The organism is Mesorhizobium sp. Cs1299R1N3 (assembly GCF_037179625.1).
GTDB classification, from domain to species: domain Bacteria; phylum Pseudomonadota; class Alphaproteobacteria; order Rhizobiales; family Rhizobiaceae; genus Mesorhizobium; species Mesorhizobium salmacidum.
Window position 1 is genome coordinate 79,792 of record NZ_JAPYKQ010000002.1, and the last position, 26,889, is coordinate 106,680.

General features: G+C 63.3%; 20 protein-coding genes. 12 read left to right on the forward strand and 8 right to left on the reverse strand.

Annotation, left to right across the window (positions count from 1 at the left end; translation table 11 throughout):
- Window positions 1-4 precede the first annotated feature (4 nt).
- The gene (locus O7B34_RS05700) at window positions 5-448 is read right to left on the reverse strand and encodes a MarR family winged helix-turn-helix transcriptional regulator (protein ID WP_337145258.1); all 444 of its coding nucleotides are present in this window, start codon (window positions 446-448) and stop codon (window positions 5-7) included.
- An 87-nt stretch (window positions 449-535) separates the two neighbouring features.
- On the opposite strand from O7B34_RS05700, the gene hmgA reads away from it, so the two are divergent.
- The 4 genes from hmgA to O7B34_RS05720 are packed head-to-tail and all read left to right on the forward strand — an operon-like array spanning window position 536 to window position 4,310.
- Complete coding sequence (gene hmgA / locus O7B34_RS05705) at window positions 536-1,849, forward strand: homogentisate 1,2-dioxygenase (RefSeq protein WP_337145259.1); 1,314 nt, start codon at window positions 536-538, stop codon at window positions 1,847-1,849.
- Window positions 1,850-1,860: 11 nt separating this feature from the next.
- Complete coding sequence (locus O7B34_RS05710) at window positions 1,861-2,748, forward strand: MBL fold metallo-hydrolase (protein ID WP_442920953.1); 888 nt, start codon at window positions 1,861-1,863, stop codon at window positions 2,746-2,748.
- Window positions 2,745-3,758, forward strand: a complete 1,014-nt coding sequence (locus O7B34_RS05715; RefSeq protein WP_337145261.1) for a fumarylacetoacetate hydrolase family protein — start codon at window positions 2,745-2,747, stop codon at window positions 3,756-3,758. The genes O7B34_RS05710 and O7B34_RS05715 overlap by 4 nt, the downstream gene beginning before the upstream one ends.
- A gap of 15 nt (window positions 3,759-3,773) precedes the next feature.
- Window positions 3,774-4,310 (forward strand): DinB family protein, encoded by a 537-nt coding sequence (locus tag O7B34_RS05720; RefSeq protein ID WP_337145262.1) that lies wholly within the window; start codon window positions 3,774-3,776, stop codon window positions 4,308-4,310.
- A gap of 115 nt (window positions 4,311-4,425) precedes the next feature.
- Here O7B34_RS05720 and hppD read toward each other — a convergent pair whose 3' ends face one another.
- Window positions 4,426-5,541: a 4-hydroxyphenylpyruvate dioxygenase gene (hppD, locus tag O7B34_RS05725; RefSeq protein ID WP_337145263.1), complete on the reverse strand. Its 1,116-nt coding sequence runs from the start codon at window positions 5,539-5,541 to the stop codon at window positions 4,426-4,428.
- A 135-nt stretch (window positions 5,542-5,676) separates the two neighbouring features.
- Between hppD and O7B34_RS05730 the strand changes: the two genes are divergently transcribed.
- A complete protein-coding gene (locus O7B34_RS05730) occupies window positions 5,677-6,144 on the forward strand; it encodes an Lrp/AsnC family transcriptional regulator (RefSeq protein ID WP_337145264.1) in 468 nt (155 codons plus the stop codon).
- Here O7B34_RS05730 and O7B34_RS05735 read toward each other — a convergent pair.
- The 4 genes from O7B34_RS05735 to aztA all read right to left on the reverse strand — a co-directional run bounded on the left by O7B34_RS05735 (window position 6,141) and on the right by aztA (window position 9,281).
- Complete coding sequence (locus tag O7B34_RS05735; RefSeq protein WP_337140797.1) at window positions 6,141-6,479, reverse strand: TIGR01244 family sulfur transferase; 339 nt, start codon at window positions 6,477-6,479, stop codon at window positions 6,141-6,143. The two genes, O7B34_RS05730 and O7B34_RS05735, sit on opposite strands and share 4 nt — an antisense overlap.
- Before the next feature lie 150 nt (window positions 6,480-6,629).
- Window positions 6,630-7,571 carry a zinc ABC transporter substrate-binding protein AztC gene (gene aztC, locus O7B34_RS05740; RefSeq protein WP_337145265.1) on the reverse strand — a complete coding sequence of 314 codons (942 nt, stop codon included), beginning with the start codon at window positions 7,569-7,571 and terminating at the stop codon, window positions 6,630-6,632.
- 28 nt (window positions 7,572-7,599) lie between these two features.
- Complete coding sequence (aztB, locus tag O7B34_RS05745) at window positions 7,600-8,475, reverse strand: zinc ABC transporter permease AztB (RefSeq protein WP_337145266.1); 876 nt, start codon at window positions 8,473-8,475, stop codon at window positions 7,600-7,602.
- A complete protein-coding gene (gene aztA, locus O7B34_RS05750; protein ID WP_337140794.1) occupies window positions 8,475-9,281 on the reverse strand; it encodes a zinc ABC transporter ATP-binding protein AztA in 807 nt (268 codons plus the stop codon). Before aztA ends, aztB begins: the two co-directional genes overlap by 1 nt.
- Before the next feature lie 229 nt (window positions 9,282-9,510).
- Between aztA and O7B34_RS05755 the strand changes: the two genes are divergently transcribed.
- A complete protein-coding gene (locus tag O7B34_RS05755; RefSeq protein ID WP_337145267.1) occupies window positions 9,511-9,855 on the forward strand; it encodes a RidA family protein in 345 nt (114 codons plus the stop codon).
- A 51-nt stretch (window positions 9,856-9,906) separates the two neighbouring features.
- Here the strand turns inward: O7B34_RS05755 and hutC are convergent, their stop codons facing one another.
- A complete protein-coding gene (gene hutC, locus O7B34_RS05760) occupies window positions 9,907-10,647 on the reverse strand; it encodes a histidine utilization repressor (protein WP_337145623.1) in 741 nt (246 codons plus the stop codon).
- Window positions 10,648-10,649: 2 nt separating this feature from the next.
- Window positions 10,650-12,014: a formimidoylglutamate deiminase gene (locus O7B34_RS05765; RefSeq protein ID WP_337145268.1), complete on the reverse strand. Its 1,365-nt coding sequence runs from the start codon at window positions 12,012-12,014 to the stop codon at window positions 10,650-10,652.
- Window positions 12,015-12,112: 98 nt separating this feature from the next.
- On the opposite strand from O7B34_RS05765, the gene hutI reads away from it, so the two are divergent.
- The 6 genes from hutI (at window position 12,113) to O7B34_RS05795 (ending at window position 26,854) form a co-directional block, all read left to right on the forward strand.
- Window positions 12,113-13,345 (forward strand): imidazolonepropionase, encoded by a 1,233-nt coding sequence (gene hutI, locus O7B34_RS05770; RefSeq protein WP_337145269.1) that lies wholly within the window; start codon window positions 12,113-12,115, stop codon window positions 13,343-13,345.
- Window positions 13,342-14,877 carry a histidine ammonia-lyase gene (gene hutH / locus O7B34_RS05775; RefSeq protein WP_337145270.1) on the forward strand — a complete coding sequence of 512 codons (1,536 nt, stop codon included), beginning with the start codon at window positions 13,342-13,344 and terminating at the stop codon, window positions 14,875-14,877. The genes hutI and hutH overlap by 4 nt, the downstream gene beginning before the upstream one ends.
- Window positions 14,874-15,689, forward strand: a complete 816-nt coding sequence (gene hutG / locus O7B34_RS05780; RefSeq protein WP_337145271.1) for an N-formylglutamate deformylase — start codon at window positions 14,874-14,876, stop codon at window positions 15,687-15,689. Before hutH ends, hutG begins: the two co-directional genes overlap by 4 nt.
- A 25-nt stretch (window positions 15,690-15,714) precedes the next feature.
- Complete coding sequence (gene hutU, locus O7B34_RS05785; protein WP_337145272.1) at window positions 15,715-17,388, forward strand: urocanate hydratase; 1,674 nt, start codon at window positions 15,715-15,717, stop codon at window positions 17,386-17,388.
- A gap of 11 nt (window positions 17,389-17,399) precedes the next feature.
- Entirely contained in the window at window positions 17,400-17,978 is a 579-nt protein-coding gene (locus tag O7B34_RS05790) for a HutD/Ves family protein (protein WP_337145624.1), read from the forward strand.
- 287 nt (window positions 17,979-18,265) lie between these two features.
- A complete protein-coding gene (locus O7B34_RS05795) occupies window positions 18,266-26,854 on the forward strand; it encodes a GH36-type glycosyl hydrolase domain-containing protein (protein WP_337145273.1) in 8,589 nt (2,862 codons plus the stop codon).
- Window positions 26,855-26,889 lie beyond the last annotated feature (35 nt).

Genomic DNA, 26,889 nt, shown 5'->3' on the forward strand with positions numbered 1-26,889 from the left:
ACGTCTATTTCTTATCCGACGTCAAACCACTCTCCAGCGCAGCCAATCCGCTAGCAATCGCCCCCCGCTCGTCAACACTCAGCTTCGCCAGCAAGTCCCTCTCAAACGCCTTCGCCAGCGGCACCATCTCGCGATAGGCCGCAAGCCCGATCTTGGTCAATGTCAGGTGCTCGACGCGGCGGTCGTTCTCGTCAGCCGTTCGCATCAGCCAGCGGCGCCGTTCCAACTCGGCCACGGCGCGCGAGACCTTGGTCTTGTGCATGGCCGACTGCTCGCCGAGTTCCGTCGCGGTCATCGTGCCGCGCTGTCCCAATCCCGATAACGTGCGCCATTCGGGCCGGGTCAGGCCATGGCGGTCCTTATAGACCTTCGAGAATTCGCGGCTGACGGCATCGGCAAGACGGTAGAGCCGATAGGGCAGGAAGCTTTCGAGTTCGAGAATGTCCATTGTCCGCACCCGGGAAAAACGGAAGATTGATAGTTACATTTTCAATGGTTACAAATGAAACCAGTTTGGTCAATCCGGGAGGAAGCGATGGCCTTTTCCTACATGCCGGGCTTCGGCAACGACTTCGAGACCGAGACACTGCCTGGCTCGCTGCCGCAGGGGCGCAACTCGCCGCAGCGGCCGGCCTACGGCCTCTATGCCGAACAGCTTTCCGGTTCGCCCTTCACCGCGCCGCGCGGCACCAATGAGCGCTCCTGGCTCTATCGCATCCGGCCGAGCGTCAAGCATACGGGCCGGTTCAAGGCCGCCAGCCACCCCCTGTGGAAGACCGCCCCCAATGTCGGCGATCATGAACTGGCGCTTGGCCAGTACCGCTGGAATCCGGTGCCGATGCCGAACGAACCGACCGATTTCATCCAGGGCATGCGCACCATCACCACGGCCGGTGACGTGCTCGGGCAGACCGGCATGGCCGCCCATGTCTATGTCGCCAACACATCGATGGTCGACGACCATTTGTTCAATGCCGATGGCGAGTTGCTTGTTGTGCCGCAGGTGGGCAGCTTGCGCTTGGTCACCGAAATGGGCGTCATTGAACTCAGGCCAGGTGAGATCGCGGTGCTGCCGCGCGGCCTCGTCTTCAAGGTCGAATTGGTCGACGCCGAAGTGCGCGGCTATGTCTGCGAGAATTACGGCGCCAAGCTGACGCTGCCCGATCGAGGACCGATCGGCGCCAATTGCCTGGCCAATCCGCGCGACTTCAAGACGCCTTGCGCCTGGTTCGAGGAGAAGGAGACGCCGTGCCGGCTGATCGTGAAATGGTGCGGCAATTTTCACGTCACCGAGATCGGCCATTCGCCGCTCGACGTGGTGGCGTGGCACGGCAACTACGCCCCCTACAAATATGATCTGGCGACCTTTTCGCCGGTCGGCGCGCTGCTGTTCGACCATCCCGACCCGTCGATCTTCACCGTGCTCACCGCTCCGAGCGGCGAGGAAGGGACCGCCAATATCGATTTCGTCATCTTCCCGCCGCGCTGGCTGGTGGCCGAGGATACGTTTCGGCCGCCCTGGTATCACCGCAACATCATGAGCGAGTTCATGGGGCTGATCCACGGCCAGTACGATGCCAAGGAGGAGGGCTTCGTTCCCGGCGGCATCAGCCTGCACAATCTGATGCTGGCCCATGGCCCGGATGCGCCTGGCTTCGAAAAAGCCTCGCGCGCCGACCTGAAACCGGTCAAGCTCGACAACACCATGGCTTTCATGTTCGAGACCCGCTTTCCGCAGATGCTCACCCGCTACGGCGCCGAACTCGAAACCCGGCAGGACAATTACATCGATTGCTGGGCCGACCTGAAGAAACGCTTCAACGGCACGCCCGAGGGCAACTGGTCTTGAGCGGCAAGCCAATACCGGATCGGCTGGTGCTGCTGGGCTCGAAAGGCGGTCCTGCGCTGCGGCCGGGCGGACCGTGGCCGAGTTCGTCGCTGCTCGAGATCGGTGGGCGATCAATCGTCGTCGATTGCGGGCTTGGCGTCACGCGCGGGCTGGTCGATGCCGGTGTCAGCCTGAAGGCGCTCGACCTGATCTTCATCACACACCTGCATTCCGACCATCTGCTGGAACTGGGTCCGCTGATCCACACCGCCTGGACGGCTGGCCTGGCGACGCCGGTCACCGTGTTCGGCCCGCCTGGGGTCGGCCACTACTGGCGGCGCTTTTGTCAGTCAATGGAATTCGATATCGAGATCCGCATCGTCGATGAAGGCCGGCCCGACATTCGCGAGTTGGTTTCTGTAGACGAATTCGGCGAGGGCCCTGTGGTCGAGCAACGCGGCCTGAAGGTGACGGCGCTGCGCGTCGACCACCCACCAGTGACCGACTGCTTTGCCCTGCGCTTCGAGCATGGCGCAAAAAGCGTGGTGTTCTCGGCCGACACGGCCTTCTTCCCGCCGCTCGCCGATTTCGCCGAAGGTGCCGATATCCTGGTCCATGAAGCCATGCTGGAAGAAGGCATCGAACGGCTGGTCGCCAGAACCGGCAATGGCGCGCGGCTGAAGGAACATCTGCTCGCCAGCCACACCTTTGCCGAGGAGGCCGGTCGTATCGCCGGCGATGCCGGCGTAAAGCGGCTGGTGCTCAATCACCTCATTCCAGCCGACGATGCCGAAATCGGCGAGGCGGATTGGATCGACGCCGTCAGGAAAACATGGGCCGGCGACTTGACGATTGCCCGTGACGGCCTTGTTGTGGAGCTAAGCAGCGAGAAAGCTGCACAAGGAGAGGGAACCGCATGAAGCTTGCCACGCTGAAGGACGGAACGCGCGACGGGAAACTCGTCGTCGTTTCGCGCGACCTGACGCAATACACCGACGCCTCGTTCCTGGCACGCACGCTGCAGGCGGCACTCGACGACTGGCGCAGGATCTCGCCGCATCTCGCGACAATCGCGGAATCGCTGGAGAACAATGCGATGCCGGCAGCTCGCTTCCACGAACACGATGCGCATTCGCCGCTGCCGCGCGCCTATCAATGGGCCGACGGCTCCGCCTATGTGAACCATGTCGAACTGGTGCGGAAAGCGCGTGGCGTCGAAATGCCGGCGAGCTTCTGGACCGACCCGCTGATCTACCAGGGCGGCTCGGACTCCTTCGTTGCGCCACGTGATCCGATCCGCATGGCGGATGAAGCCTTCGGCATCGACATGGAGGCCGAAATTGCCGTCATCGTCGACGATGTGCCGATGGGCGCCAGCCTCGATCAGGCACGCGCCGCGATCCGGCTGGTCATGCTGGTCAACGATGTCACGCTACGCGCGCTCACCGGGCCGGAACTCGCCAAGGGGTTCGGCTTCTTCCAATCGAAACCGTCCTCCGCCTTCTCTCCGGTCGCGGTGACGCCGGATGAGCTGGGCGACGCCTGGGATGGCGGCAAGGTCAGCCTGCCGCTGCTCGCCGACATCAACGGCAAGCCGTTCGGCCGCGCCAATGCCGGTATCGACATGACCTTCGATTTCCCGGCCCTGATCGCTCACGCCGCCCGCACAAGGCCACTGGTATCAGGCACCATCATTGGTTCGGGTACGGTATCCAACAAACTCGACGGCGGCGCGGGCAAGCCAGTCTCGGCGGGCGGCGCCGGCTATTCCTGCATCGCCGAACTGCGCATGATCGAGACCATTGAAGGGGGTGAGCCGAAGACACCGTTCCTGCGCTTCGGCGATACGGTGCGCATCGAGATGAAGTCGAAGACCGGAGCCTCGATCTTCGGCGCCATCGAGCAGACGGTGGAGAAATACGAGCGGTGAGCGCAAGGAGGAAGAATGACCCTGCTCGAGCATCTTCGCCGCATGGCGCGCAATAATTTGTGGTCGAACGACCGGCTCTATCGCGCCGTGCTTGCGCTGAAGCCCGGCGAGTTCGAAACCGAACGCACCAGCTTTTTTCCGTCGATCAAGGAGACGCTTAACCACATCCTCGCGGTCGACCATCTCTACCTCGAATTTCTCGAAGAAGGCGGCGTCGGTGCCGCTGCCTACGATGACTTCGTGCCTTTCGATGCTGCGCCGGAGCTTTGCGTGGCTCAGCTGGCGGCCGACCGGCGGCTGATCGCCTTCTGCGATGGCCTGTCGGAGACCGATCTCGATCGCCGCGTCATCACCGACCGCCGCGAGGATGGCATGATCCCAGAAAAGATCGGCGATATCCTGGCGCACGTCGTTCTGCACGACATCCACCATCGCGGCCAGGTCCACGCCATGCTCTCGGGTAGCTCGGTCGCGCCGCCCCAGTTGGACGAGTTCCTGCTCGATTATGATATGAAGCTGAGGGAGAAAGAGGTCGGGCGGCTGGGGCTCTAGCCGTCATCTCGAATACTCGGCCCGTTCAGGGCCGAGGGCGTCAAAATCATCGGCGATACGAATCTTGCCCTTCAAGGCGCCGATGCGTGGCAAAAGGTCTTCCGAGCTCTCACTTTTACGCCGCCTTGCCGTCAACCTTGATCACGCCGCGCTTGATCTGATCCTGCTCGATCGATTCGAACAGCGCGCGGAAATTGCCTTCGCCGAAGCCTTCGTCGCCCTTGCGCTGGATGAACTCGAAAAAGATCGGCCCGATAACGGTCTTCGAGAAGACCTGCAGAAGGATCTTGGTCATGCCGCCATCGACCACGCCTTCGCCGTCGATCAGGATGCCATGTTTCCTCATCCGCTCGATCGGCTCGTCATGGCCGTTCACCCGGTCATACGACATCTCGTAATAAGTCTCGGGTGGGCCGGGCATGAATTTCAGCCCGTTCTCGGCGAGCTTGTCGGTGGCGGCGTAGATGTCGTCCGTGCCGACAGCGACGTGCTGGATGCCTTCGCCATTGTACTTCTTCAGGTATTCGGCGATCTGGCTGGTCTCGTCCTTGGACTCATTCAATGGAATGCGGATCTTGCCGCAGGGCGAGGTGATGGCGCGGCTGACCAGGCCGGTAATCCTGCCGTCGATGTCGAAGAAATGGATCTGCTTGAAACCGAACAGATTGCGATAGAAGTCCCACCATTTGTCCATCTGGCCGCGATAGACATTGTGGGTCAGGTGGTCGAGGTAATAGAAGCCGACGCCCTGCGGTCGCGGGTCGCGTTCGCCCAGCCATTCGAACTCGGCGTCATAGGCCGAGCCCTTCTTGCCATAGGCCTCTATGAAATAGAGCAGCGAACCGCCGATGCCTGATATGGCCGGCACGTCGAGTGCCTTGTCGTCGCCTTCATAAGGCGTGGCGCCCTTCGACACCGCATGCTCGAAGGCATGTTTGGCATCAACCACCCGCCAGGCCATCGAGGCCGCGCAAGGGCCGTGCTTGTCGGCGAACTTCATCGCGTGCGAGCCGGGCTCGGCATTGACGACATAGTTGATGTCGCCTTGGCGCCAGACGGTGATGTCCTTCGTGCGATGCCTGGCTGCCGCCATATAACCCATGCGGGTGAACAGTTCGGCTAGCTTTTTGGGCTCCGGATGCGCGAATTCGACGAACTCGAAACCATCGGTGCCGGCAGGGTTGTCCTTGCTGATCGTGGCGGGCGGGGCGTCGTGTGGGAAGGGACCCATGATAATTCCTCCGGAAGCTGGCCTAAAAAGGGCCATCCAACGTCATCATAGCGCGGAGCCTGTGCATGGTGCTTGCATTCAAACGCTTGAAATGGTGATGTCATGCGTGAAGCATGCATAATATGAGAGAAAACCATGGACAATGCGCGCATTGATCAGTTTGACCGCAAGATAATGGCGCTCTTGCAGGGCGACGCGCGGCTCACCAACAACGACCTTGCCGAAAGGGTGAACCTTTCGGCATCGCAATGCTCGCGCCGCCGGCAGCGGCTGGAGGAGGATGGCTATATCAAGGGCTATCGCGCCGTGCTCGACCGCGACAGGCTCGGCTTCTCGCTGGTCAATGTCATTTCAGTGACGCTGGCCACCCACAACCGCGACAATGCGCGGCGCTTCGGCGAATTGGTGGCGCGCCTGCCGGAAGTGCAGGAGGCGCACGCGCTGACCGGCGAGATGGATTACATCCTGAAGGTGGTGACGCCCGATCTCAAATCATTGTCCGAGTTCGTCAACGGCGTACTCCTGCCGCATGAATCCGTGCAGCATGTGAAGACCGCGATCGTGCTGGAGACGCTGAAGGAAACCGGGGCACTGCCGATCTAGCCCTTCGACTGCTGTATCGCCAGGAACAGATTGGTGCAGCGCGCGCCGGACCGGCAATAAGCAAACACCGGGCCCTCCAGTTCGTCGAGCGCCTCTGCCTGGTCCTCGACATTCTCGGCGGTCATCTGGCCGCTGATCACCGGGATGTAGCGGAAGGCGAGGCCAGCGGCTTCGACCGTTGCCTTGAGCGTGTCCGCCGAAGGTTGGCCGGGCTGCTCATCGTCCGGCCGGTTGCAGATCACGCTCTTGAAGCCGGCTTCCTTGATGGTGGCGACATCTTCGGGCTGGATCTGACCCGAGACCGAATAGTCCTCGCTGATCTGGCGATATTCCATGGCTCATATCCTCGCAATCTGGTTTGGCGGCAGTCTTGCCATTGCCCGGTGGGCACGGCAATCCGCATCGACGGAATTCTCTGCCAAATAGACACGGCACGCCAGAAAATCCAACCAGGCCGATACGGCCCGGTTGGGTGCGGATCAAATTCAGCTGCCCAGAATGGCACCTTTGATCTGACGGATGTTGTTGTGCATCATGTCGATATAGGTCGAGCCCGGACCGTCGGGCTGCGACAGCGCGTCCGAGTAGAGCGTACCGCCGACCTTGATACCGGTCTCGCTGGCGATCTGCTCGATCAGGCGCGGGTTGGTGATGTTCTCGACGAAGATGGCCGCGGCCTTGTCCTGCTTCACCTGCTCTACCAGCTTGGCGACATCGGCGGCCGACGGTTCGGAATCGGTCGAGATGCCTTGCGGAGCGAGGAAGGTCAGGCCGTATTCGTGTTCGAAATAGCCGAAGGCGTCATGCGAGGTGATGACGACGCGCTTTGCCTCGGGGATCGACTGGATCGCCGCCTTCACTTCGCCTTCCAGCGCATCGAGCTTCCTGGTGTAGGCGGCGGCATTGGTCTGGTAGCTGACACAGCCGTCGCTGTCGGCCGCGCAGAAGGCCTCGGCGATGTTCTTCACATAGATCTTGGCATTGGCGATCGACTGGAAGGCGTGCGGATCGGCGACGGTCTTTCCGCCGCCGGTGCCGGCACCCTCGGCCGCATCGGCGTCGGCGAATTCAGGTTTGAAATCGATCGGCGTCACCCCCTTGGTCAAGGTGACAATGGAGGCCTTGGTGGCGCTGGCATCGACCAGGCGCTGCAGGAAACCTTCGAAGTGCAGGCCATTGACCAGCACGATATCGGCCTTGGCCATGGCCACCGCGTCGGCAGGGCTCGGCTCGTAGACATGGGCGTCGCCGTCTGGGCCGACGATCGTGGTGATCGCGATGCGGTCGCCGCCGACATTCTTGGCGAAATCCGCAATGACTGTGAAGCTGGCGACCACTTTCAGCGGCGCGGCGAAAGCCGATGACGCTCCAATGGCGGCAAATGTTATAACGCTCATCGTCAGGGCGGCACGGATCGATTTCAGCATAAGCGGGTCTCCTTTCAGGGGCGGGGGATCAGGCCGTTCTGTGACGGTGATGGATGATGCGGGCGCGCAGGATGCCGCGCGTGCCAAACAGGATCGAGGCGAAATAGACGACGCCGGCCGACAGGATGATGGCAGGTCCGGATGGCAGCGATGCATGATAGGACAAGAGCAGTCCGGCGATGCAGGAGGCAAAGCCGATCAGGACGGCCAGCACGCACATCGGCTCGACGCGCGCCGTCCAGAAGCGCGCGGCTGCCGCCGGCAGCATCATCAGTCCGACCGAAAGCAAAGTTCCGAGCGCCTGGAAGCCGCCGACGAGGTTGAGCACGACGAGACCGAGGAAGATGAAATGCACCGGGCTGCCCATGCGGCTGACCGAACGCAGGAACAGCGGGTCGAGGCATTCGGCCACCAGCGCCCGCCAGAAGATGGCAAGGCTGACCAGCGTCACCGCGACGATGCCGCCAATCAGCGTCAAAGCCTCGTTGTTGAGCGCCAGCACCGTGCCGAACAGCACATGCATGAGGTCGACGCTGGAGCCGCGGATCGACACCATCAGCACGCCGATGGCGAGCGAAATCAGGTAGAAGGCCGCCATCGAGGCGTCCTCGCGCTGGATGGTGAAGCGCGACACGGCACCGGCGCCGAGCGCCACGATGATGCCGGCGATCAGCCCGCCAATGGTCATCGGCAGGATTTCCAGCCCGTAGAACAGGAAACCCGCGGCCGCACCCGGCAGGATGGCATGCGCCATCGCGTCGCCCGACAGGCTCATGCGCCGCAGCATCAGGAAGACGCCGATCGGGCAGGCGCCGAGCGACAGCATCAGCGAGCCGAACAGCGCCCGCTGCATGAAGCCGAAATCGGCGAAGGGGGCGATGAAAAGACTGTAGAGCGCATCCATCAGGCAGCCCTCGGTCCGGCGCCGTGGTGATGATCGTGGTCGTGGCCATGATGATCATGGTCATGAGCATGCTCGTCAGGCTCGCACCAGGGCGCGTTCTCTTCCCAGGCTTCGTGGAAGCGGCGCGCGCGCAGCAGGTTCTCCGGTTTCAGCGTCTCCCGGGTCTCGCCCCAGGCAACCGGCTGACGGGCAAGCAGCAGTGTTTCGGGAAAATTCTGGCGCACCAGGTCGAGATCATGGACCACGACCATGATGGTGCGCTCTTCGCCGTGCCAACGCTTGATCAAGGCAATGAGGTCACCGACCGTCTTGGCGTCGACGGCGTTGAACGGTTCGTCGAGCAGGATCAGGTCGGCATCCTGCAACAGCACGCGGGCAAACAGCGTGCGCTGCAACTGGCCGCCCGACAGCGTGTCGATCGGCCGCTTCTCGAAGCCGCCGAGGCCGACGGCCATCAAAGCCTGGCTGACGGCCTCACGATCTTCCCCGGTATAGCGGCCAAGCATGCCGCGCTTCGGCCACAGGCCGAGCGAGACCAGATCGACGACGCGGGCGGGAAAGGAGCGATCGAGTTCCGATTGCTGCGGCAGGTAAGCCGCCCGCACGCCCGGCGCGCGAATGACCTCGCCGGCCATCGGCTTCAGCACCCCGACAATACCCTTCATCAGCGTCGACTTGCCGGAGCCGTTGGCTCCAACCACGGCCGTCAGCGAGCCCTTGCGGATCGCGCCATCGAGGTGATGGATCGCGGGATGGCTGTTGTAGCCCAGCGTCAGGTCACGGAATGTCAGGCAGGTCTGGGTCATATCGTTCCGTGGGAAACCAAATCCGGCTAAGGTGCGGCCGTTTGGATATGTGATGTTATTACATTAGTCAACAAGCCAATCCGGCGGAATTGCGTCGCGGTGGTCAACTCGCCGTGTAGGCGCCTGGCCCTGGATGGAGCAATTGGCTCAAGCGGTTTCGGTTCAGCCGGCCTTGCCCGAAGCGGACGGCGACTCTAAAGAGGCGCGACCACAACGGAAGGAATTCGCAATGAGCATTCGTCGCATCGATGTTGGCCCGCGCATGAGCCAGATCGTCATCCACGGCAACACCGTCTACCTGGCCGGCCAGGTCGGCGAACCCGGCGGCAACGTCGCCGCGCAGACCCGCGATATTCTGGCGACCATCGACGAATTGCTGGCCAAGGCCGGCACCGACAAGACCAAGATCGTCCAGGCGATCATCTGGCTGGCCGACATGGGCACCTTCGCCGAGATGAATACCGAATGGGACAAGTGGGTGCCGCAGGGCCACACGCCGGCCCGCGCCACCGGCGAAGCAAAGCTCGCCGGCCCGGAATATCTGGTCGAGATTATTGTCACCGCGGCGCTGTAAAGGCGCGACGCCAGAACTGCCGATCTCCCCCCACGACGAGGGGGAGATCACTCACCCCTGCGACGGCGTGAACCTTGCCACCAGCGTATGGCTTTCCGCCGGATAGATGAAGCGCACATGGGTGACCGGGTGCTCGGCGCCCCAGGTGCGGCGTTCGACGACCAGGCAAGGCGCGCCGGGATCGATGTCGAGAGCATCGGCGATGGCGTCGTCAGCGCTCATGGCGCGTATCCGATGCTCGGCCTCGCTCCACGGCACGCGGTCGATCAGCCAAGGCCCGGCGGCGATTTCCAGAAACTCTTCGTCCCCGGCTTCCGAAACCGCCGAAAGATTGATCAGACGTTGCTCCAGTGCGAATGGCCGTTCGCCGGCAAAATGAAGACCTTCGAGCCATAGCACTGGACCTGCGGCGGACAGTTCGAGCAACGCCCTGTCCTCCCCATTGCTGCGCCGCTTCAGGCGTTCCAGCCGCTCGTAGCGATACGGCAGGCCGAGCGCCTCGACTTCGATCCTGATGTCGTGAAGTTCCAGCACGGCTGCCTGCGATTGCGGCTGGCGGACAAAGCTGCCCGACCGGCGGCGGCGTTCGATCAAACCTGCCTTGGCCAACTGGGACAGAGCCTTGTTCACCGTCATGCGTGAGCATTTGTATTCGGCGGTCAGCTCATGTTCGAACGGGATACGGTGGCCGGGCACCCAGGTGCCGGACAGGATTTTTTCGCGGATATCGGAAAGGATGCGCTGATGCAGCGAGACGGTCTCGCTGTCGTCTATCTCCGTCGGTTCGGTCATGCTCATCTGGGTGAACCCTCGGAAAGCGCTGTCATCACGCTGCGAAACCGTTCGGCGATGGCCTCGCGCTTGGCATGTCTGCCACCGTTGACCTGTTTCTTGCCATGCACCCAGACACAATCGACCTTGCTGCCATTGGCGAAAATCCAGGCGTCGAGGATCGCATCGCCGGTTTTGCCGGCCAGCGAGGGGTTGCCGGCGTCGAGCGAGACGAGATCGGCGGATGCACCACGCGCGATTTGCGATGCGCCGGCGCCAAGCGCGACGCTGCCGCCGTCAAGCGCTGCGTCGTACAGCGCGCGGCCGGTCGAGCCGCCAGCCACGGCCAGCACATTGCGGGCGCGGTGCGCGAGGCGCTGCGAATATTCGAGCTGGCGCAATTCGTCGGGCAGGCCGATCAGCACGTTGGAATCGGAGCCGACACCGAAGCGGCCGCCATGCTCCCGGAACAATGGTGCGGCAAAGGTGCCGTCGCCGAGATTGGCCTCCGTGATCGGGCAAAGGCCGGCAATGGCGCCGCTCCTGGCCATGCCGATGGTTTCAGCATCGGTCATATGGGTGGCGTGGATCAGGCACCAGCGCTGATCGACAGCGGCAGCCCCAAGCAGAAATTCGACCGGACGCGCGCCGGACCAGGCAAGGCAGTCTTCGACTTCTTTCACCTGCTCGGCGACATGGACGTGGATCGGCCCGTTTGGCGCCATGGCCGCAATCGCCGTGAGTTCCTCAGGCGTCGCGGCCCGCAGACTGTGCGGGGCAACGCCGACAATCGCTTGATTCAAAGAGCGAACAGATTCCCGGCTTTTCTCAACAAGCCGGGCGAACCGATTCACATCGTTGATGAATCGGCGCTGGCTTTCGTTTGGCGCGGCACCACCGAAGGAGGAATGTGCGTAAAACACCGGCAGCAGCGTCAGGCCGATCCCCGTTTCGCCGGCGGCGGCAGCAATGCGCTCGGCCATCTCGGCTGGGTTGGCATAGGGTTGTCCATCGCGGTCATGGTGCAGATAATGAAATTCGCCGACGCGCGAAAAACCGGCCTCCAGCATTTCGACGTAGAGCTGCGCCGCCACCGCCTCGACCTGGTTCGGAGTCATCGACAGCGCGAAGCGGTACATCACCTCGCGCCAGCTCCAGAAACTGTCGGCGGAGGGCCCGCGCAACTCGGCGAGCCCTGCAATGCCGCGTTGGAAGGCGTGGCTGTGCAGATTGGCCATGCCTGGCAGGAGAATGGCATGGCGTTCGTCACCAGGCGACGCGGTGCTCCCAGGCTCTACGGCCGCAATGCGCCCATTGGCGAAAGTGATCCGCACATTGTCGTGCCAGCCGTTGGGAAGAAGCGCCTGTTCCGCAAAGATATCGGTCACTTTTCTCTCCGCTTCCCGGTCTCGTGTGCGATGATGACACTTGCAGTGCGTTTCAATATGTATATACATAATCGCCACCGATTGAAACGGAAAAGATGATGGCCGTAGAGAGCAAAAACCCGGCAGGGGGGCTTCGCCTGTGGCGCAATGCGCGTCTGGCGACCATGGCTGAAAATTCTGCCGGACTGGGTATCGTCGAGCAAGGCGCGCTCGCCGCGCGCGACGGCCGCATTGTCTATGCGGGTTCGCAATCCGAGATGCCGTCGGCGTTTGCCAAGGGCGAGATCATCGATTGCGAGGACCGCTGGATCACGCCCGGCCTGATCGACTGCCACACCCATCTTATTCATGCCGGGAACCGCGCCAACGAGTTCGAGATGCGGCTGGCCGGGGCCACGTATGAAGAGGTCGCCAGGGCCGGCGGCGGCATCGTTTCCTCGGTCAAATCCTTGCGTGCCGCCAGCGAGGACGACCTGGTTGCCCAGACGCTGCCGCGCCTCGATGCGCTGATGGCCGAAGGCGTCACCACCGTTGAAATAAAGTCGGGCTATGGTCTCGATCTCGAAAACGAGAAGAAATCGCTGCGCGCCGCGCGGCAACTGGGCAATGAACGCGCGGTGACGGTCCGCACCACATGTCTCGCAGCCCACGCGCTGCCGCCCGAAGCCAAGGGCGACAAGGACGCTTTCATCGATCTCGTCGCCAAAACGATCCTTCCCGGCGTCGCCGCGGAAGGCTTGGCCGATGCCGTCGACGGGTTCTGTGAAGGCATCGCCTTTTCGCCCGAGCAGATGTCTCGCGTGTTCGACAAGGCCAAGGCGCTCGGCTTGCCCGTAAAACTCCACGCCGACCAGCTGTCCAACCTGCATGGCGCCGAACTCGCCGCCCATTATGGTGCATTGTCGGCCGATCATCTCGAATACACCGACGAGGCCGGCGCCATGGCGATGGCCAACGCGGGGACAGTGGCGACGATCCTGCCCGGCGCCTACTACTTCATCCGCGAGACCAAGAAGCCGCCGATCGCCCTGTTCCGCCAGCTTGGCGTCAAAATGGCGGTGGCCACTGACAACAATCCCGGCACTTCGCCGCTGACCTCGCTGCTTCTGACCATGAACATGGCGGCGACCCTGTTCGGCATGACTGTCGACGAATGCCTTGCCGGCGTCACCCGCGAAGCGGCGCGTGCGCTGGGCCTGCTCGAAGAGACCGGCACGCTGGTATCAGGCAAATCAGCCGACCTGGCGATCTGGGACATCGAGCGTCCCGCCGAACTCGTCTACCGCATGGGCTTCAACCCGCTGCATGCCCGCATCTGGAGAGGACAATGACAGAACTGACGCTGAAGCCCGGCGATGCGACGCTGGCCGACTGGCGCGCCATCTACCGTGGCGCCGTGCCGAAACTGGACGGTGCCTGCCGCCCAAAAATCAAGGCAAGCGCCGAAGCTGTCGCCCGCATCGTCGCCAAGGGTGAACCGGTCTATGGCATCAACACCGGTTTCGGCAAGCTGGCCAGCGTGCGCATCCCCGCCGAGGATCTCGAGACCCTGCAGCGCAACATCGTGCTTTCGCATGCCGCGGGCGTCGGCGAGCCGATGCCTGTTGCCGTTGCCCGGCTGATGATGGCGCTGAAACTTGCGAGCCTGGCTCAGGGCGCCTCCGGTGTGCGCTCGCAAACCATCGAGTTGCTCGAAGCGATGCTGGCCAACGACGTCATCCCGGTAGTGCCGGCGCAAGGTTCAGTCGGCGCCTCCGGCGACCTTGCCCCATTGTCGCACATGACGGCGGTGATGATCGGTGTCGGCGAATGCTTTACCCCGCATGGCCGGTTCCCGGCCAAGGTCGCGTTCGTCTCGCATGGGCTGGAGCCCGTGACATTGGGCGCCAAGGAAGGCCTGGCGCTGCTCAATGGCACGCAATTTTCGACGGCCTATGCGCTGGCCGCCCTGTTCGAGGCCGAAGTGCTCTACCAGTCGGCGCTTGTCGCCGGCGCGCTCTCGACCGACGCGGCGAAAGGTTCCGACGCGCCCTTCGATCCGCGCATCCATATGTTGAGAAAGCATCGCGGCCAGATCGAAACTGCGGATGCGCTGCGCAATCTGATGGCCGGCAGCGCCATCCGCGAGTCGCACCGGCTCGGCGACGAGCGTGTACAGGATCCTTATTGCCTGCGTTGCCAGCCGCAAGTCATGGGCGCCGCGCTCGATGTCCTGCGCAAGGCCGCCGATACGCTCGAAACCGAAGCCAATGGCGTTACCGACAATCCGCTGATCTTCGCCGAGGACGACACGGCGCTCTCCGGCGGCAATTTCCACGCCGAGCCGGTCGCCTTCGCCGCCGATATAATCGCGCTGGCCGTCTGTGAGATCGGCTCGCTGTCGGAACGCCGCATCGCCATGCTGGTCGACCCCGCGCTGTCAGGCATGCCCGCCTTCCTGACGCCCAAGCCCGGCCTGAACTCCGGCTTCATGATCCCGCAGGTGACTGCGGCGGCGCTCGTTTCGGAAAACAAGCAGAAAGCCTATCCGGCCAGCGTCGATTCCATCCCGACCTCGGCCAACCAGGAAGACCATGTCTCGATGGCTGCGCATGGCGCGCGCCGGCTGATCGGCATGATCGAGAATGCGACGGCTGTTATCGGCATTGAATTGCTGGCCGCCGCGCAAGGGTGCGATTTCCATGCGCCGTTGGCCTCGAGTGCGGCACTTGAAGCCGTGCGCAAGCTGGTTCGCGCCGAGGTGCCGCATCTCGACAATGACCGGCACTTCCACCCCGACATGGAAAAGGCGATCGCCATGGTACGTAGCGGTGCAGTCGCGAAGGCCGCGAGCGCCGTGGCGCTGCCGGGGATTGCGCGATGACACCTTCTTGGCTGACGATAAAACAAGGCACGGCACCGCTGCTGGTGTCGATCCCGCATACCGGCATCGACCTCGCTGGGCTTGAAAACCGGCTTATGTCGCCATGGCTTGGTCGCCGCGATTGCGACTGGTGGATCGACAATCTCTATGATTTCGCCGGCGGTTTGGGCGCCACGGTCGTGCACACCGCGATCTCGCGCACCGTCATCGACGTCAACCGCGATCCATCCGGCGCCTCGCTCTATCCCGGCCAGGCAACCACCGGCCTATGCCCAACCGAAACCTTCGATGGCGATCCGCTCTATCGCGAGGGTGAAGAGCCGGGACCGTCGGAGATCGACGAGCGTCGCGAGAAGTTCTTTGCACCCTATCACGCGGCCTTGCAGGCCGAGATCGACAGGTTGCGCACCTTGCACGGCAAGATTGTCCTCTACGACTGCCATTCGATCCGCTCGGTGCTGCCACGCCTTTTCGAGGGCACGCTGCCGGTGTTCAACCTCGGCACGAACGACGGCAAAAGCGCTGATCCGGCGTTGCAGGCGATGGTCAATCAGATCATGGCAGAAACCGGTGAGACCTTTGTCGTCAACGGACGCTTCAAGGGCGGCTGGATCACGCGCCATTTCGGCCAGCCGCATCAGGGCGTGCATGCGTTGCAGATGGAGCTCTCCAACCGCGGCTACATGCGCGAGCCGGACGGGAAGGGCACACCGGACAATTGGCCCGCGCCCTACGATGCCGCGTTCGCCGCGCCGATCCGCGCCAGGCTGACGCAGATTCTCCAAACCGCCATTGACTGGGCCGGGCGCTGACGCGCCGCCTCATCCGAAAGGGACAATGATGACCGACCCCCGTCACAACATCCGCGAAGTGCGCAGCCCCCGCGGCGACAAGCTCAATGCCCGGTATTGGACGACTGAAGCGCCGCTGCGCATGCTGATGAACAATCTCGACCCTGATGTCGCCGAGAACCCCAATGAACTGGTCGTCTATGGCGGCATCGGCCGGGCGGCGCGTACCTGGAACGATTTCGATCAGATCGTTGCGTCGCTGAAGACGCTTGGCGAGGACGAGACGCTGCTGGTGCAGTCCGGCAAGCCGGTCGGCGTGTTCCGCACCCACCCCGATGCGCCGCGCGTGCTGATCGCCAACTCCAACCTGGTGCCGCACTGGGCGACCTGGGAGAAATTCAACGAGCTCGATAAGAAGGGCCTGATGATGTACGGCCAGATGACGGCCGGCTCCTGGATCTACATCGGCACGCAAGGCATCGTGCAGGGCACCTACGAGACCTTCGTCGAAGCCGGCCGCCAGCATTATGGCGGTAATCTCAAGGGAAAATGGATCCTGACCGGCGGCCTCGGCGGCATGGGCGGCGCCCAGCCATTGGCCGCCGTCATGGCCGGCGCCTGCTGCCTGGCGATCGAATGCAATCCGGATTCGATCGATTTCCGCTTGCGCACCCGCTATGTCGACGAGAAGGCCGAGACGCTCGACGAGGCCATGGAAATGATCGAGCGCTGGACCAAAGCCGGCGAGGCGAAGTCCGTCGGCCTGCTCGGCAACGCCGCCGAGATCGTGCCCGAGATGTTCAAGCGCGGCATTCGCCCCGATATGGTCACCGACCAGACCTCGGCGCACGACCCCATCAACGGCTATCTGCCGAAGGGCTGGACGATGGCCGAGTGGCGCGAAAAGCGCGTCAGCGACCCCCGGGCGGTCGAGAAGGCGGCGCGCGCCTCCATGCGCGAGCATGTCGAGGCGATGGTCGCGTTCTGGAACGCCGGCGTGCCGACACTCGACTATGGCAACAACATCCGCCAGGTCGCCAAGGACGAAGGGTTTGAAAACGCCTTTGCGTTCCCCGGCTTCGTGCCGGCCTATATCCGTCCGCTCTTCTGCCGCGGCATCGGCCCGTTCCGCTGGGCAGCACTCTCCGGCGATCCAGAGGATATCTACAGGACCGACGCCAAGGTGCGTGAACTCACCCCCGGCAACACCCATCTGCACAATTGGCTGGACATGGCCCGCGAACGGATTTCCTTCCAGGGGTTGCCGGCGCGCATATGCTGGGTTGGTCTTGGCGATCGCCACCGATTGGGCCTCGCCTTCAACGAAATGGTGGCCAAGGGCGAACTCAAGGCGCCGGTCGTCATCGGTCGCGATCACCTCGATTCGGGTTCGGTCGCTTCGCCGAACCGCGAGACGGAAGCGATGAAGGATGGTTCCGACGCCGTCTCCGACTGGCCGCTGCTCAATGCGCTGCTCAACACGGCTTCGGGCGCGACCTGGGTATCGCTGCACCATGGCGGCGGCGTCGGCATGGGCTTCTCCCAGCATGCCGGCATGGTCATCGTTGCCGACGGCACGCCGGACGCTGCAAGGCGGCTGGAGCGCGTTCTGTGGAACGATCCGGCGACCGGCGTCATGCGCCATGCCGACGCAGGCTATGACATCGCGATCGAATGCGCCAAGGAGCACCAGCTCAATCTGCCGGGCATTCTCGGATAGCGGCTGACGTGATGCGTGTCCTTCGTGCCACCGATTACCGCGTCATGCCGTGGAAGAACGGCGGCGGTACGACGACCGAGATCGCCGTCTCGCCCGATGGTGCCGGGCCCGACGATTTCGACTGGCGCGTCTCGATGGCCCGGGTCGAAGGCAGCGGGCCGTTCTCCGTTTTTGCCGGCATCGACCGCACCCTGTCGGTGCTGGAAGGCGAGGGGATTGTGCTTGATGTCGCGGGCCGTCCGCCAGAGCGGATGACAGCGGCTTCCCAGCCATTTTCCTTTCCAGCCGACCAGCCGACGAGTGCCGCGTTGATCGCCGGCCCGATCACCGATCTCAACGTTATGACCCGCCGCGGCCGCATGCTGCATTCGGTCGAGCGTCTGGCGATTTCGACGCCTGCGGAAATCCCGGCCGAGGCCGGTCCCACCCTTATCCTTTGTCACAGAGGCCATGCCATTTTCCCCGGCGCCGCGCCCATTCGTCTCGGACCGCTTGACACCCTGCTGCTTGGGCCGGACGCCTCTGTCTTGCAGGTTCAGCCCGCACCGGATGCGACCCTTTTCGTGATCCGGATAATCGCTGCCGCCTGACGCGCCTCGCCCCAACGGTTACCGCCTGTTTCCAAACATGATCGCGACGCTGGCGAAATATAGCGTAAGCTGGCACTGGCATCACGAAAAAGCCCGAATCCTCTCCGTCGATCGATCCCGACGGGAGCGAGAGGCGCTCGTCTTTGAATTGGTCGAAAGATGACGCTCCGTCGTGGTGCGGAAATAAACTTTCGGCTTAGGGTTGATGCAACCGATTGCATTCGAACCGGTTTTAGGGCCATTGCCGTGGCGGTGACGCCGCTGAGTGCCCGCTTACGGAATTTTCAATGAATATTCAGACGAACCTAGCCCAGATCGAGAAGACAAGCGCGAGCTTCCCAGTCATCACGGAAGAGCCGATAAGATCCACATTCCTGCCGGAGGAACGGCTCCGGCTGCTCGGCGAAAGCCTGGCCAAGGGCGATCTGACGGATCTGTTCGGCCTGATACCGTTCGACTTTCAAGCCCGTATCCGTGACAGCGCCAAGAAGATCCTCGAAGTCTACCGGTCTACCAATGCCGCGCAGGCGAGGGGCGAAACCATCACGCCGGCCGCGCAGTGGCTGCTCGACAACAACTATCTGATCGAGGAAACCATTTTCCAGGTCAAACGCGACCTGCCGCGCCGCTTTTACCGGCAATTGCCGACCCTGAAACTGCCCGATGGCGGCACCGTGCCGCGCGCATTGGCGCTGGCCTGGACTTATGTCGCGCATTCCGACAGTTCCGTCTCGGCGACCATGTTCAAGTCTATCGTCCAGGGTTTTCAGTCGGTCGAACCGTTGAAGATTGGCGAGCTCTGGGCACTGCCGTCCCTTCTGCGTTTCGTGCTGATCGAGAACCTCCGTCGCCTGGCGGTCAGGGTCAACCGCACCCGCCAGATGCGCCAGATCGCCAATGACGTGGCCGACAAGGTGCTGGCGACCGACGACAATCCGGATCGGCAGGCGATCCTCGCCAATTTCAGCGCGCATGCGCAGGACACCACCTTTGCCACTCAGCTTCTCTACCGCCTGCGTGACGGATCGCAGAACGCCGGCAAGGCGCTGGAGTGGCTGGAAGGCGAACTCGAGAAGACCGGCTCGGATGCCGAGGAAATCATCATTTCCGAGCACCAGACGCTGTCCAGCGGCAATGTGACCACCGGCAACATCGTCCGCGGCCTGCGCCTCATCAACGACGTCGACTGGACGGTGTGGTTCGAAGGCGTCAGCCGCATCGATACCGTGCTGCGCGAGCGCACCGATTTTGCCGCGCTCGACTTCTTCTCGCGCGATCAATACCGCACCGCGATCGAGGAACTGGCTCGCCGCTCGAACCTTTCGGAGGACCGTGTAGCCGAAAAAGCCATTGAACTGGCCGGCCACGCCGTCGGTGAAACCGTCCCGGAGAGCGGTGAAGGAGCGGACGCCCAGGTTGCATCCGCTCATACCGATGTCGGTTTTTATGTCGTTGGCCCGCGCCGGCTGGAACTGGAAAAGGCGATCGGTTACCGGCCCACGATCAGCCAGACCGTCAAGCGGACCTTCGCCAAGACCGGCTGGCTGGGCATCGTCCTGCCCGTCTTCGCGCTGACCGTCCTGCTGCTTGTCCTGTCCGGCAACGCCCTTTCCAATCTCGGCCTGTCGGTGCCGTCGATCGTGCTGATGCTGGCTCTGTTTGCCGTGCCGGCCAGCGAAGGCGCGCTCGCTTTCTTCAACACCGTGGTCTCGCTGTTCCTTAAGCCGACACGCCTTATCGGTTACGACTACAGGCACGGTGTGCCGCCCGAGGCGCGCACCCTGGTGGTCGTGCCGTCGCTGATCGGCTCGCGTGACGATGTCGAGGAAAACATCCGCAACATCGAAGTGCATTACCTTGCCAATCTGGCGGACGAGATCCATTTCGCGCTGCTTTCGGATTGGCCCGACAGCAAGATCGAGATCGATGCGGCGGATACCGAGATCCTCGACTTCGCCCGCGCCGAAATCGCCCGTCTCAACGCGCGCTATCCCTCCGACGGCGCGCCGCGCTTCTATATCCTGCACCGCCGCCGGCTCTACAATGCGGGTCAAGGGTGCTGGATGGGCTGGGAACGCAAGCGCGGCAAGCTGCACGAACTCGACCTCTTGCTGCGCGGCGACAGCGATACCACCTTCCTGCCGCTCGAAGTCCCGCTGCCGGAAAAGGTCGTCCATGTGATGACGCTCGACGCCGATACCCGCACCACCCGCGATGCGGTATCGAGCCTGGTCGGCAAGCTTTGCCATCCGCTCAACCGTCCGCATTTCGACGCCACGAGGCGCGTCGTGACCGCCGGTTACACCATCCTGCAGCCGCGCATCACCGCTTCACTCACCAGCGGCGACGAAGCCTCGTTCTTCCAGCGCGTCTTCTCGGCCAATCGCGGCCTTGATCCCTATGTCTTCGCTGTTTCGGACCTCTATCAGGACGTCTTCAGCGACGGATCCTTCACCGGCAAGGGCCTCTATCATGTCGATGCCTTCGAGGCCGCCTTGCAGGGCCGCATCGAGGAAAACACCATCCTCAGCCACGATCTGCTCGAAGGTGCCCTGGCGCGCGCCGCACTGGTCACCGACGTCGAACTGGTCGAGGATTACCCGACCCGCTACTCGGTCGATGCCTCGCGCCACCATCGCTGGGCGCGCGGCGACTGGCAGCTTTTGGGCTACATCTTTAATCCTCGTTCCGGCGTTCCGGCCTTGTCGCGCTGGAAGATGGTCGACAATCTGCGCCGCTCGCTGACGCCGATCTTTTGGGTGATGGCGGCGATCGCCGGCTGGACCTTGCTGCCGTTCACGCAGGCCGCGCAGTGGCAGGCCTTGCTGATCCTCAGCCTGTTCATGGCGCCGACCTTCGACGTGGTCAACGCCATTCTGCCCAAGAGCGGCGACCAGACGCCGCGCGGCCATTTCTCCGCGCTGGCGCGCGACGTCGCCTTCGGCACCGCCATGGTGGCGCTGAAGATCGTGCTGATGGCACATAACGCCTGGATGATGGGCGATGCCATTGTGCGCACGCTCTACCGGCTGTTCGTCAGCCGGCAGAACCTCTTGGAATGGCGCACCGCCTCGCAGGCGCACAAGGCGGGCGACAACGATGTCGGCTCCTATTACGGCATGATGTATGGCGCCGTGATCATCGGCTTTGTCGGCCTCGCCATTCCGGTGCTGGCCGATTCCACCGGTGCCTTCGTCGCCTTCTTCTTTGCCTTGTTCTGGATCGGTTCGCCGGCGATCGCCAGCTGGATCAGCCGCTCCGCCGAAACCGAGGACCGGCTGCGCATATCGCAAGCCGACATCCACACGCTGCGCACCGTGGCGCGGCGCACCTGGCACTATTTCGAAACCTTCGTCACGGCAGAACATCACAATCTGCCGCCGGATAATTTCCAGGAGAGCCCGGCGCCCGTCGTGGCGCCGCGCACCTCGCCGACCAATATCGGCGTCTACCTGCTCTCGGTCGTTTCGGCGCGCGATTTCGGCTGGATCAGCCTTTCCGATGCCATCACCCGCATCGATGCAACCATGACGACCATCGAGAGCATGCCGCGCAGCCGCGGCCATCTCTTCAACTGGTACGACACCACGACGCTCAAGCCGCTCTATCCGCTCTATATCTCGGCTGTCGACAGCGGCAATCTCGCCGGTCACCTGGTGGCGGTGGCGGCGGCCTGCGCCGAATGGGCGGAAGCGCCTTCCGTCCACCTGCAGGGCGATTTCGAAGGCATTCTCGACACGGTGACCATCCTGAGCGAAAGCCTCGATGAACTGCCCGATGACCGCCGTCAGTTGCGCCCGTTGCGCCAACGGCTTGTCGATCGCCTCGACGGCATGCGGCGTGCCGTCGACACGATCAAGGCCCAGCCGGAAATGGCGTCGATCCGCACCATCAACCTGGCGGTGCTGGCTGGCGAAATCCGCAAACTCGCCACCGCCATTCACACCGAGGCCGCATCGCCGCAGAGTGACGTCATCGTCGACTGGGCGGCAAGGCTCGAAGCCACCTGCGAGGCGCACGTCCACGACGCCCACAGCGACGAAAACGCTGTCGAGGCTCTGCGTGCCAAGCTGCTCACCTTGCGCGAGCGCACCCGTCGTTTCGCCTTCGAGATGGAATTCGCCTTCCTGATGCGGCCGGAGCGCAAGCTTTTGTCGATCGGCTACCGGGTCGAGGAACATCAACTCGACGAAAGCTGCTACGATCTTCTGGCTTCCGAGGCGCGGCTGACCAGCCTGTTTGCCATCGCCAAGGGCGATCTGCCAACCGAACACTGGTTCAGGCTCGGCCGCCCCATCGTCGAGATCGGCTTCCAGGGCGCGCTGATGTCGTGGTCCGGCTCGATGTTCGAGTACCTGATGCCGCCGCTGGTGATGAAGGAGCCGCAAGGCTCCATCCTCAACCAGACCAGCAAGCTGATCATCAAGCGCCAGATGCAGTACGGTCGCCAGAAGAACGTGCCGTGGGGCATCTCGGAAGCGGCCTACAACGCCCGCGACCGCGAACTGACCTATCAGTACACCAATTTCGGCGTGCCGGGCCTTGGGCTCAAGCGCGGCCTTGGCCAGAACACGGTAATCGCGCCTTACGCGACTATCATGGCGGCGCAGTTCAACCCGCGCGAAGCGGTGCAGAATCTGGCCCGGCTGCGCGAGATCGGCGCGCTTGGCCGTCATGGCTATTATGATGCGGTCGACTTCACGCCGCAGCGCGTGCCGGAAGGCACCAACCAAGCGGTCGTGCTGAACTACTATGCCCACCATTCGGGCATGTCGATCGCCGCCGTCGCCGACGCCATCTTCGAAGGTCGCCTGCGCGATCGCTTCCACAGCGATCCGGTCATTGAATCGGCCGAACTGCTGCTGCAGGAGAGGGCGCCGCGCGATATTCCGACCGCCACCGTCCGGACCGAGGCCGACGAGCGCTCCAAGGACGAGACCGAAACCGAGAGCCCCGATACCCGCATCGTGCTCGATCCCGTGCGGGCGCTGCGTTCGACCAATGTAATGTCGAACGGCCGCTATTCGGTGATGGTGACCGCGACCGGCTCCGGCTACAGCCGCTGGGGCGATCTTTCCGTCACCCGCTGGCAGCCCGACCCTGTCGAGGACCGGCTTGGCTCCTACATCTTCCTGCGCGACGCTGCCACCGGCGACTGGTGGTCGGCGACATCGGAGCCCAGACGCGCCGCCGAGGAAAAGACGCAGACCTTGTTTTCCGACGACAAGGCGAGCTTTGTCAAAACCGCCGGCACGCTGCGCTCCGAGGTGGAATGCATCGTCGTTTCCGAGGGTAATGGCGAGGGCCGCCGGATCACGCTCTACAATGAGAGCACGTCAGACCGTCACATCGAAGTGACGTCCTTTGCCGAGCTGGTGCTGGGTTCGGAGGCTTCCGACAACGCGCATCCGGCTTTCTCGAAGATGTTCGTGGAAACCGAGATCGCCGCCAACAATGGCGCGATCTTCGCCACGCGCCGCAAGCGCGAAACCAGCGAGCCCGATGTCACCCTGGTGCATTTCGTCACAGATCCGTCGGGACCGGCGCGTGATGCCGAGGCGGAGACCGACAGGCGCGCCTTCATCGGCCGTGGCCGCACCATCGTCGATGCCGCCGCTTTCGATCCAGGCGCCAGGCTGGGTGGCCATTCCGGCTTCACGCTCGATCCCATCGCCTCGCTGCGCCGTCAGGTGCGCGTGCCCGCCAACAAGAAGGTATCGCTGACCTTCTGGACCGTCGTCGGGGCCAACCGCGCCGAGCTGGATGAGGCCATAAGCCGGCTCGACCATCAGGAGAGCTTTGCTCGCCAGGCCATGCTTGCCTGGACGCGCAGCCAAGTGCAGACCCGCCATATGGGCCTCAGCCTGACCGATGCGGCCAATGTTCAGAAACTGGCGCGCTATCTGATCTATCCCGACCCGTTCCTGCGGCTGCCGGCCGAGTCCGTTGCTTCTGGATTGGGTAAGCAGTCGAGCCTCTGGCCGACAAGCATTTCGGGCGATTACCCGATCTTCCTGGTCAGGATCGGCGACGTTGCCGATCTGGAGATCGTTGCCCAGGCGTTGCGTTTCCAGGAATATATGCGCACCCGCGGCATGATGATCGACTTCGTGGTCGTCAACGAACAGGCTTCCTCCTATGTCCAGGATCTGCAGCGCGCGGTCGAAACGCTTTGCGAAAACAGCCGCTTGCGTGGCAAGGAACTCGGACCCCGCCAGCACATTTTCGCGGTGCGCCGCGACCTGATGGAGGAAACCACCTATAAGACGCTGCTCGCCGTCGCCCGGGTTGTGCTGCATACGCGCAATGGCACCATCTTCGACCAGATCGAACGGGCCGAGGCGGCCGCACTGCAGGCGCGCGATGGCCTGCAGCCGGCAGGGTTGCCAAGCCCGCGCGAAATTCCGGCGCCCGCACCGCAGATGCATGCATTTGCCTCGCAGGCGGAGGCCGATCTCAGTGCCGATGGCTCCGGCCTCAGCCAGTGGAACGGTTTTGGCGGCTTCGACGGCGACGGGCGGCACTATGTGGTGCGCCTGACTGGCGGGCGCACCACGCCGCAGCCCTGGATCAACGTCGTCTCCAACGCCTCGTTCGGCTTCCACACCTCGGCCGAAGGTGCTGCCTTCACCTGGAGCCGCAACAGCCGCGACTACCAGTTGACGCCATGGTCGAACGACCCGGTGTCCAACCGGCCGGGCGAGGGCGTCTATATTTACGACCAGGCCAGCGGCAAGGCGTTCTCGCCGATCGCGGCGGTGGTGCGCGATCCCTCGATGACCTACGAAGCCTGGCATGGCCAGGGCTTCTCGACCTTCCGCTCGAAGCGCGGACCGTTGTCGATGGACCTGACCCATGTCGTCGATCCCATCGATCCGGTGAAGATCACGCGGCTGCGCATCCAGAATTCCGGCCCGGTACCGGCCCGGCTGCGCGTTTACGCCTATGCCGAATGGGTGCTTGGCGGGCATCGGTCGCGCACCGCGGCAACTATAGTGCCGTCCCGCGACGGTGCCACCGGCGCGCTGCTGGCGCAAAATCCCTACGGGCTCGATTTCAGCGAGCGGGTGGCCTTCCTCGCCGCCGACACCGGCGTCCACTCGGTGACATCAGACCGGGCCGAGTTCCTCGGCCGGCACGGGTCCAGCGAGTTGCCGCAGGCGGTGCTGAGCGGCGCGGCCCTCTCAGGCCGCGTCGAGGCAGGAGATGATCCTTGCGCGGCGATCGCCCGCGACATCGAGATTCAGGCTGGCGGCGACGTCACGCTCATCTGGCTGCTTGGCGATGCCGAGTCTTCGGCGCAGGCGAGCGCGCTGGTGCAGAAGCACCGGGGCAAGGATTTCGACCAGCGCCTGGCCGACAATGAGCGCGAATGGCGCGCCTTCCTCGACACCATCCAGGTCGAGACGCCCGACAAGGCGCTCGATGCCATGGTCAATCACTGGCTGCCTTATCAGAGCCTTGCCTGCCGCATCCGCGCCCGCTCGGCTTTCTATCAGGCAAGCGGCGCCTTCGGCTTCCGCGACCAGTTGCAGGACACACTCGCCTTGCTGGCGCATGATCCCACGCTGGCGCGCGACCAGATCCTCAACGCCGCGCGGCGGCAGTTCCCGGAAGGCGACGTGCAGCATTGGTGGTTGCCGCGCACCGGCGCCGGCGTGCGTACCCTGATCTCCGACGACGTGGTGTGGCTCGCCCACGCCACGGCCCGCTATCTCTTGGTGACCGGCGACGCCACCATCCTGAAGGAACAACTGCCTTTCCTCGACGGACAGGTGCTGGGCGAAGGCGAGCACGACGCCTTTTTCATCCCGGAAATCTCGAAGAAGACGGTGTCGCTGTACGACCACTGCGCGCGTGCGCTCGACCTCGCCATCAAGCGCAGCAGTCCAGCCGGCCTGCCGTTGATTCTCGGCGGCGACTGGAACGACGGCATGAACCGTGTCGGCGAGGACGGCAAGGGCGAGAGCGTGTGGCTGGGCTGGTTCCTGCTGAAGACGCTGGGCGACTTCGCCGCGGTCGCCAGGACCGAGGGCGACACCAAGCGCGCACAGGCCTGGACAAAGCATGCCGACGCGCTGAAGCGAGCGCTCGAAAGCACGGCATGGGATGGCGAATGGTACCGGCGCGGCAGTTTCGATGACGGCACGCCTTTGGGGTCGCGTACATCGCAAGAGTGCAAGATCGACTCCATCGCCCAGTCCTGGAGCGTGCTTTCGGGCGAGGGCGACCCGGCGCGGTCGACCACCGCGATGCAGCAGGCGACGAAACTGCTCGTCGACGATCATCTCAAGATCGTCAAACTGTTCACGCCACCCTTTTCGAAGACGCAGAAGGATCCCGGCTACATCAAGAGCTATCCGCCTGGCGTGCGCGAGAATGGCGGCCAGTACACCCATGCCGCCACCTGGTTCGTCATTGCGCTCGCCGAGATGGGGCAGACCGATGAAGCCTATCGCTGCTTCTCGATGCTGAACCCGGTCAACCACGCGTTCGACGAGGCGTCGACCGAGCACTACCGCGTCGAACCCTATGTAGTGGCGGCCGATATCTATGCCGGGGACGACAAGGGCGGGCGCGGCGGCTGGACCTGGTACACCGGCTCGGCGGGCTGGCTCTACCGGGCGGCGGTCGAAGGCATCCTGGGCATCGAACGGCGCGGCAAGCAGATCACATTCCGGCCGAAGCTGCCCAGCCACTGGGATGGCTACCAGGCTTCGCTCAAGATGCTGGGCGCCGACATCAAGGTCCAGGTCGTTCGCGACAAAAAGGCCAAGACGATCTCGCTCGAAGTCAACGGATCGAAGACAAAAGCGGCGTCCTTTGAACCCAAAGCCGGCGGCCAGACCGAGGTCGTGGTCAAGATACCAGCGTAAAATCAGCAGTTTATGTCAGAAGCGCGCGCGTCCTC